Annotated in this window: 1 protein-coding gene; it reads right to left on the bottom strand. The window is 75.0% G+C overall.

The features are described 5' to 3' along the window. Positions 1 to 1230 (bottom strand): condensation domain-containing protein (locus tag HW445_RS31505; protein WP_308800261.1); only part of this gene is annotated, 1230 nt, incomplete at its 3' end. Positions 1231 to 1251: the final 21 nt, after the last annotated feature.

Raw genomic sequence — 1251 nt, 5'->3', positions numbered from 1 at the left:
CTGGAGCGGCTCCGGCACGTCGCTCAGGACGACGGCGGTGCGCAGCACGGGCGTGCGGTCGACGACGTGCTGCCAGGCGGCGGCGAGCGTCCGCGCGTCGCGCACGCCGTCCATGACGAAGGTGATCTGTTCGACGTACAGGCCCTGCCCGGGTTCGTCCAGGGCGTGGACGACCATGCCGGCCTGGGTGGGGGTGAGCGGGTAGACGTCGGTGACGTCCCGGCCGGTGCCGGCGAGGCGGTCCACGGCGGCCTGGTCGAGGCGGGCCAGCGGGAAGTCCGACGGGGTGCGGCCGCCGGCGCCGGGGGTGGCGCAGTGCCGGACGATCGCGCGCAGTTCGTCGACCGTCTCGGCGGCGAGGCGGGCCACGGTCTCCCGGTGGTGGATCTCCCGCGAGTACGACCAGGTGAACTCCAGCCGTTTGTCGGTGACCCGGCCGAGCACGTCGATGAGGTGCGGGCGCCGGGCGCCGGGGTCCATGCCGCCGGTCAGGCCGTCGCAGGGGGCGTGCAGCAGGCCGCCCGGGGCGGTGTGCCAGTCCTGCCGGCCCAGGTAGTTGAAGGAGATCTGCGGCAGCCCGGGCAGTTCGGCGGCGGTGTCGCCGCCGTCCGGGCGGAGGTACCGCAGGGCGCCGTGGCCGAGGCCGCCGTGCGGGACGGCCCGCAGGTTCTCCTTGACCGACTTCAGCAGGGTCCCGGTGTCCGCCGAGCGCGGCACGTCCAGGGTGACGGGGTACATCGCGGTGAACCATCCGACGGTGCGGGAGAGGTCGGTCCCGTCGAAGAGGTCCTCGCGGCCGTGGCCCTCCAGGGCCACCGTGACCCGGTCGCGTCCGGTCCAGCGCGCGAGGACCCGGCCCAGGGCGCACAGCAGCACGTCGTTGACGTGGGTGCGGTACGCCTCGGGGACCTCCTGGAGCAGGCGGCGGGTGTCCTCGTCGTCCAGGACGGCGGTGACGCTCTCCTCGTGGGCGGCCGTGTCGGCGCCGTCGAGGTCGGTGGGCAGCTCGGTCTCCTCGACGCCCAGCCAGTACGGCAGTTCCGCGTCGAAGCCGCCGGCGGCGGTGTGCGCCGCCAGACGCGTCGCCCAGGCGCGGAACGACGTGGTCTTCGGGCCGAGGTCCACCGGGTCCCCGGCGCGCAGCGCGCGGTAGGCGGTGTCCAGGTCCTCCAGGATCACCCGCCAGGACACGGAGTCCACCACCAGGTGATGGGCGGCCAGGAGCAGCACCGGCCGCCCTCCGTCGGCGGG

It is taken from the genome of Streptomyces sp. UH6 (assembly GCF_013421635.1).
GTDB lineage: Bacteria > Actinomycetota > Actinomycetes > Streptomycetales > Streptomycetaceae > Streptomyces > Streptomyces abyssomicinicus.
Note: the sequence above shows the minus strand (reverse complement) of the source record. Positions and strands in the feature narration are given on the sequence as shown.